Raw genomic sequence first — 8,143 nt, forward strand, 5'->3', positions numbered from 1 at the left:
GTTCAATCCATGAGACATCTAATCGGGAGTGAAGTTCGTCATGCTAACGTTTCTGCAAAGGCGCACGCTTACGATAAGCGGCCCCGCACTTCCCCTGTTGCCCGATGGCGCTCCCGCGTTACTGCTGAGCGCAATCAGGGGCGAGGAATCGCTCTCGACGGTCTACGGGTATGAACTCTTTCTGACCACGCCGCTGGGCATGCCCGATGCCGTGGCGTCCACGATCAACCTCAAGGCACTGGCTGGCACCGAACTCACGGTCACGATCCAGCTTGACGGGATGGGAACGTTTGCAGCCGGCGAATCCGGGCTCGCGGGCAGGGCGAATATCGGGGCGGGCACCCGTGAGATCAGCGGCCTCGTGATGGAGGCGGGCTTCGTCGGCAAGTTGAACCGGCAGTACCGCTACCGTGTGCTCCTGCAACCCTGGCCCGCCCTGATGGCCTTGTGTTCTGACTTCCGTATCTACCAGCGCAAGACGGTGGTGGACATTCTCGAAACGGTCTTCGGGGCGTACCTGTACTCGTACGATCTGCGCCTGAGCCGCACGTATCCGGTGCTCGACTATCAGGTCCAGTATGGAGAGACGGACCTCCATTTCGCCCAGCGCCTGATGGCCGAGCACGGCATTTACTGGTTCATCGAGCACTCGGACACCTTCCACCGGATGGTGCTGGTCGATCATCTCGGCGCGCACAAGGCTGTCGAGAGCGCCGCCTACCAGACGCTGTGGTACTACCCGCCGGGTCACAAGATCGACCGCGAGTACATCGATCACTTCGACACCACCGAGCGCATCCAGACCGGCATCTGGACGACCAACGACTACCACTTCAAGAAACCGAAGGCGCAGCTTCAGGCGCAGAACGAACTGCCGCAGGACACCGCGCACAACCAGCTCGAACGCTACGAGTGGCCAGGCGACTACACGGAACCGGCCGACGGCGAGCAGTTCGCGCGCGTGCGCATGGAGGAACTGTACGCGCACGGCGAGCGGGCCTCGGGCAAGGGCAACGTGCGCAATGTCGTCTGCGGGACAACATTCACGTTGACAGGCCATCCGCAGGCAAGCGCGAACCGCGAATACCTGGTGCTGCGCTCGGCGCTGGAGGCCGAAGAGGTTGGTGAGTCCAGCGGTGTCGCGGCGCACTACCGCATCGCCACGAAGTTCGACGTGCAGCCCGCAACCACCGTATTCCGGCCCGAACGGAAGTTCGCAAAGCCGCGCACCACCGGCCCGCAGACGGCGATCGTGACGGGCGCGCCAGGCAGCGAAATCTGGACCGACCAGTACGGACGCGTGAAGCTCGCGTTCCACTGGGACCGGCACGGACCGAAGGACCACAACTCGTCGTGCTGGATACGCGTGTCGTATCCGTGGGCGGGCAGCAACTTCGGCGGCATCCACATTCCGCGTGTCGGCACCGAAGTGATCGTCGATTTCGAGAACGGCGACCCGGACCGGCCGATCGTGATCGGGCGTGTGTACAACGCGATGACGATGCCGCCGTGGGACCTGCCCGGTAACGCGACACAGAGCGGTATCCTCACGCGCTCGTCAAAGGACGGCGGCTACGGCAACGCGAATGCGATCCGCTTCGAGGACAGGAAAGGCGCGGAAGAACTGTGGTTGCAGGCCGAGCGCGACATGCGCACCGAGGTCGAGAACGACGAGTCGCATGCGGTCCGGCATGACCGGATGAAGACCATCGAGAACGACGAGAGCACCACCATCGGTCACGACCGTTCCGAGACAGTCGGGCACGACGAACAGGTGGACATTCGCCATGACCGGCGTCACCGCATCGGTGAGGATGCGTTTCTCGAAGTCGGACGCAACCATACGTCGCAGATCGGCAAGGACCGCATCGAGCAGGTCGGGAACCATCGCAAGGACCAGATTACAGCGAACTATCTGGTGGAGATTGGCGGTCATTCCGAGCATAAGGTGCAGGGACATCATCAGCTGGAGGCGGGGCAACTGGCCGGAGTGAAGAGCCGGGTGATCCAGCTCCAGGCCGGCGACGTGACGAAGATTTCCGGTCCTGCCGGGACGATCACGCTTGACGGCAACGGCATCACGCTGGAGGCCGTGCGGATCACATTGAAAGGGCCAATCCAGTCGAGTACGGGATGGGTGAAGAACGCGCTGGACCTGCGCTCCGATGATCGCGAAGGGTTGCCGTTCGACCTGGAATCGTTCTCGTTTTCCGGCTGACGCTGACGGACGGTATCCGAATGTTCCCGAGAACCTGAAACTACAAAAGACAGCCGATGATCATCACTTTCCCGTTCGAAGACGACCCCTACTACAGCGCGCCTCAACCCGTCTCCTATACGCAGTCGAATTCGGCGGCGCTGACCACGCCCGCCCTTGTGAAGAAATACCTCGATCTCGCGCGCAGCGTGGCCGGCGGCGTGTTTCCTGTCGGCACGAATCGCTTCTGGCACGGCGGTGTGCACCTGAAGGGCACGAAGCCGGTGCGGGCGGTCGCTGACGGAACGATCGTCGCGTATCGCCTGGACACCGATTACACGGACAGCGCGCTTGATGCGCTGATCAAGAGCAGCGCCCCGCCTGCGCCGCCATCGATGTCGAAGCCGGCGCCGCCACGGCAGTTCAGTGGCAGCTTCGTGCTGATCCGTCACGAGTGCGAGAAGAACAATGGCGCGAACCCGGTGAACCGCAATACGGGGGCGCATTTCTATTCGCTGTACGCGAACCTGATGCCCGCTCGGCAACTGCATGACAAGGCCCTGTTGCCGCCATTCGCCACGACGGGCGAGAACATCCTGCTGGTCAGCGCGTTGCGTGGTGACGAGGTGACGGTGCTGACCGTGAACGGCGATGCCCACCGGATGGCGAAGGTGCGCGCGACGGATATCAACAGTGGCAGTGCGGTTGAGGGCTGGGTAGAGCACATGTATCTCGACCTGGACCCGGCAAAGCCGCTGGCAGTGTCCTCAAAGGTCAGGCTCAGCTATCCGATATTCGCGCTCTATGCATGCCATCCGTCGGAGCGGAAGTGGCGCACGCTCGACACCGTGAAGGTGATCGGCCATCCAGTGCGGGTCGGGGAAGTGATCGGCTATGCGGGGAAGACCGACAGCCAGTCCGGTGTGCTGCCGGACAGCTTCCATTTCGAGATTTTTGCCGCCGACAAGGGACTGCTGAAACCGATGAAGTCACTTGAGCCGCCGCGCATCGTGAATCCCGCCACGTCGCATCAGGACTATGCGGACGGCAGCATGAGCGATGGCATGGGGAAGGTGTGGTTGACGAGGAATGCGGATTTCGCAATGGATAGGTTCATTCATGACGGCATTCCGGCAACACCGGGCGTGATCCAGTTTCCAGCAGGGTCCTGCTTTGTATCGGCGATCCCATGTAAGTCTAATGGCAAGTCTAGTTCAGAACCATCCGATCTAGTCTGTTTCAAACTCTACGATCTCAACGGTCAAGCATATTACGCCTATGCCACCCAGGGTCACGCGACGGCTGACGGTCGCGCCTTTGTGAAGAACGCCTGGGTGGCGCTGACGACCGACAGCGACTGGGTCGCGCGCGGCTGGCAGGCATACGAAGATAACGAGCTGACCACCACCGATGATGCTTTCGTCGAGGACGATGACGCGGTGATGCAGCAGATCCTCAATGCCGCATGCAAGCTTCCAGTAGCCCTGAACCTGAACGATCTGCATAGCGAGGGTGTCGATGCGATCCTGCGTAACACCGCCGTGCGCTTCCATACCGAGTGGGACAAGGACCATGCCGTAACGCGCTACCAGAAGCTGAAGACGGGCGGGCATCAGCCGCTGCCGCAACTCGCCGATGCGCAGTTCAATGCGTTCCTGCAGGATGCCGAAAGGCAGCAGTTCTGGACGGAAGCGCAGGTTGGTACAGATGGGGTGAGCGGTCCCGGCCTGACGCCCTTGCCGGGAAAGATGGGTGCAAAAAACTGGCATTACCATCCGGTCGGATTTCTGGCGCAGATGCGCGAATGCCTGACGACCGACGTGCATCTTTCGGAAGAAGCCTTCGAACAGGAAATCCGCAGCAGCTGGAACACGGGGCTGAAGCTGATCGAAAAGCGGCTAAAGCAGCTCGAACCATGGAAGGACGCGAATGCGGTACTGCCGTCGCCGCCTGCCGCGATGCCGGTCATTGTGCGCGAATACGCGACCACCCACGATATTCACAACGTCAAGCATACAAAGCTGTGGGAAAACTTCATCTACTGGTTTGGCGTCGATCCCAATACGGTTGCTTCGCCTGAAACGCTGCATGGGTCGCTTGCCGCGGCGCCAGCGGGTCATCACGCGTATGCCTATCTGAAAGGGATGCGGGACTTTTTCCGCCATCTGTCCATGCAGCGTGTCGTCAAGGGTGCGTTGGGCTTCGAGGCGGGGGCGTGGGTGCATCCTGCAACGTACCCCGGCAGGCCACTGGTGCCCGCCCAAGCGGGGTTCCAGATGGAGTGCATCAATATCGGCTGCCAGTATGGCCTCTTCTTCCGCGCATTCAGCAAGACGGCTCCCGTGGACCAGAACCGGATGGAGGTGCAACTGCATGAGGTGGCGCATCTGCGCAACACAGCACATGCAAAGGATCAGATCATCGCGCTACCCGCAGCAACGAGCGATCCAAAAAACTTCAATGGCCAAACGGCCTATGGCGCATTGGCCGCCCGGGTGCTGGCCGAATTCACGCCAAACAAGGCTTTGGCCAACGCCGAGAACATTGCATTCTTTATCGAGAGCGCGAAAGATGAGCCTGACATTACAGCTTGACCGCTGCTGGGCCAGCTATGTACTCGCGGCGTCGGGCCTGGCCATCCTGGCCGCATGCACCACCACACATCTTTCGACATCCCAGGACAGTGACGGGAACAGGATCATGACCAATACCCAAGCCACTTCCGGCAACACAGCCGACAGGATCGGTATCCCCGATAACCGGATCAACTGGACGAAGAACCCACTGATTACGCAGATCAGGTTCGTAGACGGAACGGTGCGGCAACTCAGTCTGAAGGTTCGGTACAACATTTCGATCACTAATCCGATCGACAAAGAGGTCCGGGGAACGGGCATGCCGACACCAGACGACGAACCGGTTCGGCTCTACTGCGAAGGAAAAGAGGTCTCCCCTTGGCCTCCAGAGGCCGATGGAGTGATGGCGAGCAAGGCTCCGCCTCGTGACGATGAGGTCAAGCGCTATCGCTATACCCTGAAGGCATACGATGGCTGGAAGAGTCCCATACCTTACGAGTTCACGATCAAGAACAGCCAGTTGCTGACCGGCACGCACATCTACGAAATGGTTTACTGGCACAGCCAGTTCGACTGGATCGACGTGCGCGAAGTGCTGGCGCGCACCGACGCGCAGGGCAAGGGCCGCATGGTCTACCCGATCACCGACAATGCGCCATCGAACCGCCTGTACTTCAAGGTCTACAAGCCGACCGACGAAGAAGCCGCAAAGGGCCACAAGATCGAGTTCCTGGGCGAGGTCGACGCCCGCACCCAGGTGCCGCCGTTCCCGCGTGCCCGACCCGGTGACTTCTCGCCGCGAACCGGTTACTGGTACGCGGTGGGGCAGACCATCGATCTGATCGGAGGCTACCACGAGGTGTTCGTCAAGGAAGGTGATTCAATGCCGAACCTGCCGGGCACGGTTGGCGTGGACCCGTTCAGCTTCGAATGGAAGTATGCGGGTGAACATCCTAGGGCATCGGGCCAGTAGCCTCTATAGCGGAGAGTTGTGATGCGTCCGCATTCTTTATCGAGAGCGCGAAAGATGAACCTGACATTACGGCTTGACCGACGGTGGGCCAGCTATGTACTCGCGGCGTCGGGCCTGGCCATCCTGGCCGCATGCACCATACATCCTTCCGCATCCAAGAACAGTGACGGGAACAGCACCATGACCAATACTCAACCCGCTTCCGGTAACACCGCCGACAGGATCGGTATCCCCGACACTCGGATCAACTGGACGAAGAACCCACTGGTTATAGAGATCAGACTCGTGGATGGGGTAGTACGCAGTGATAGTCTAAAGATTAGATTTAATCTTTCCTTTATCAATCCAACCGATAAAGACGTTAAGGCAACTGGCAAACCGACGCCAGATGCCGAACCGGTGCGACTCTACTCTGGAGGAAACGAGATCGACTATTCGTCGCCGCGTGATGACGGAGTACTGGCAATCAAGGCTCCGCCCCGTGACGATGAAATCAGGAGATATCGTTACGTGATACCAGCCAAGCAACGGAGCGACAGCAGAATCCCTGACTATTTCGCGATCGATAATGGTCAATTACTGACAGGCACGCATATTTACGAAATGGTCTACTGGCAGAGCCAGTTCGACTGGATCGACGTGCGCGAAGTGCTGGCGCGCACCGACGCGCAGGGCAAGGGCCGCATGGTCTACCCGATCACCGACAATGCGCCATCGAACCGCCTGTACTTCAAGGTCTACAAGCCGACCGACGAGGAAGCAGCAAAGGGCCACAAGATCGAGTTCCTGGGCGAGGTCGACGCCCGCACCCAGGTGCCGCCGTTCCCGCGCGCCCGGCCCGGTGATTTCTCGCCACGAACCGGATACTGGTACGCGGTGGGTCAGACGATCGACCTGATCGGTGGCTACCACGAGGTGTTCGTGAAGGAAGGTGATTCAATGCCGAACCTGCCGGGCAACGTCGGCGTGGACCCGTTCAGCTTCGAATGGAAGTACGCAGGTGAGCATCCTAGGGCATCGGGCCAGTAACCTCTATAGCGGAGAGTTGTGATGCGTCCGCATTCTTAATCGAGAGCGCGAAAGATGAACCTGACATTACGGCTTGACCGACGGTGGGCCAGCTATGTACTCGCGGCGTCGGGCCTGGCCATCCTGGCCGCATGCACCATACATCCTTCCGCATCCAAGAACAGTGACGGGAACAGCACCATGACCCATACTCAAACCGCTTCCGGTAACACCGCCGACAGGATCGGTATCCCAGACAGCCGGATCAACTGGATCAAGAATCCTTTGATTACCAGGATCACGCTTGTTGATGGCGCTGTGCGGGAGGACAGCACCAAAATACGGTACAAGCTGGAGTTCGTAAATCCGACCAATTCGGATGTCAAAGCGACTGGCAACCCCACACCAGAAGGCCCGTTTGAGCGACTTTATTCCGACGGAAAAGAGATCCAACCGGGTCGTCCGCAGGAAGATAACAGCGTCATGGCTATTAAAGCTGCACCACGCGATGATGAGTTAATGAAATATCGCTACGTGATTCATCCAAAGCAGCAGATTGACGGCGGGTTGCCAGCAGAATTCGTGATCGTGAACAGCCAACTGCTGACCGGCACGCACATCTACGAAATGGTTTACTGGCAAAGCCAGCTCGACTGGATCGACGTGCGCGAAGTGCTGGCGCGCACCGACGCGCAGGGCAAGGGCCGCATGGTCTACCCGATCACCGACAATGCGCCATCGAACCGCCTGTACTTCAAGGTCTACAGGCCGACCGACGCGGAAGCCGCAAAGGGCTACAAGATCAAGTTCCTGGGCGAGGTCGACGCCCGCACCCAGGTGCCACCGTTCCCGCGCGCCCGGCCCGGTGATTTCTCGCCCCGAACCGGATACTGATACCCCGTGGGTCAGACCATCGACCTGATCGGTGGCTACCACGAGGTGTTCGTGAAGGAAGGCGATTCAATGCCTAATCTGCCGGGCAACGTCGGCGTGGACCCGTTCAGCTTCGAATGGAAGTACGCAGGTGAGCATCCTAGGGCATCGGGCCAGTAACCTCTATAGCGGAGAGTTGTGATGCGTCCGCATTCTTTATCGAGAGCGCGAAAGATGAACCTGACATTACGGCTAGACCGACGGTGGGCCAGCTATGTACTCGCGGCGTCGGGCCTAGCCATCCTGGCCGCATGCACCACACATCCTTCCGCATCCAAGAACAGTGACGGGAACAGCACCATGACCAATACTCAACCCGCTTCCGGCAACACCGCCGACAGGATCGGTATGCCAGACAACCGGATCAACTGGACGAAGAACCCGCTAGTGTCGCGAGTTAGAAATTCGTAGACAAAATCGCTTGACGCTAGCGAGGATGTCGTCGGCCGATTTGGT

General features: G+C 59.7%; 6 protein-coding genes. All 6 read left to right on the top strand.

Annotation, left to right across the window (positions count from 1 at the left end; all coding sequences use genetic code 11):
- Nucleotides 1-40: 40 nt before the first annotated feature.
- On the top strand, nt 41-2,218 hold the full coding sequence (locus tag BN2476_RS34520) for a type VI secretion system Vgr family protein (protein WP_087738688.1): 2,178 nt from the start codon (nt 41-43) through the stop codon (nt 2,216-2,218).
- A gap of 56 nt (nt 2,219-2,274) precedes the next feature.
- Nucleotides 2,275-4,791: a M35 family metalloendopeptidase gene (locus tag BN2476_RS34525; RefSeq protein WP_087738670.1), complete on the top strand. Its 2,517-nt coding sequence runs from the start codon at nt 2,275-2,277 to the stop codon at nt 4,789-4,791.
- Entirely contained in the window at nt 4,769-5,746 is a 978-nt protein-coding gene (locus BN2476_RS45890; protein ID WP_143811112.1) for a hypothetical protein, read from the top strand. Before BN2476_RS34525 ends, BN2476_RS45890 begins: the two co-directional genes overlap by 23 nt.
- A gap of 180 nt (nt 5,747-5,926) precedes the next feature.
- On the top strand, nt 5,927-6,775 hold the full coding sequence (locus BN2476_RS45895) for a hypothetical protein (protein ID WP_143811113.1): 849 nt from the start codon (nt 5,927-5,929) through the stop codon (nt 6,773-6,775).
- A 180-nt stretch (nt 6,776-6,955) separates the two neighbouring features.
- Nucleotides 6,956-7,648, top strand: coding sequence for a hypothetical protein (locus tag BN2476_RS45900; protein ID WP_143811114.1), 693 nt, complete (start codon nt 6,956-6,958; stop codon nt 7,646-7,648).
- Between the two features lie 6 nt (nt 7,649-7,654).
- Nucleotides 7,655-7,807, top strand: coding sequence for a hypothetical protein (locus BN2476_RS46750; protein WP_160111812.1), 153 nt, complete (start codon nt 7,655-7,657; stop codon nt 7,805-7,807).
- Nucleotides 7,808-8,143 lie beyond the last annotated feature (336 nt).

The organism is Paraburkholderia piptadeniae (genome assembly GCF_900007165.1).
GTDB lineage: Bacteria > Pseudomonadota > Gammaproteobacteria > Burkholderiales > Burkholderiaceae > Paraburkholderia > Paraburkholderia piptadeniae.

What these genes read in the sequence shown, in the direction of transcription:
- BN2476_RS34520 (WP_087738688.1), top strand. Translation starts at nt 41, where the DNA reads ATGCTAACGTTTCTGCAAAGGCGCACGCTTACGATAAGCGGCCCCGCA.
- BN2476_RS34525 (WP_087738670.1), top strand. Translation starts at nt 2,275, where the DNA reads ATGATCATCACTTTCCCGTTCGAAGACGACCCCTACTACAGCGCGCCT.
- BN2476_RS45890 (WP_143811112.1), top strand. Translation starts at nt 4,769, where the DNA reads ATGAGCCTGACATTACAGCTTGACCGCTGCTGGGCCAGCTATGTACTC.
- BN2476_RS45895 (WP_143811113.1), top strand. Translation starts at nt 5,927, where the DNA reads ATGACCAATACTCAACCCGCTTCCGGTAACACCGCCGACAGGATCGGT.
- BN2476_RS45900 (WP_143811114.1), top strand. Translation starts at nt 6,956, where the DNA reads ATGACCCATACTCAAACCGCTTCCGGTAACACCGCCGACAGGATCGGT.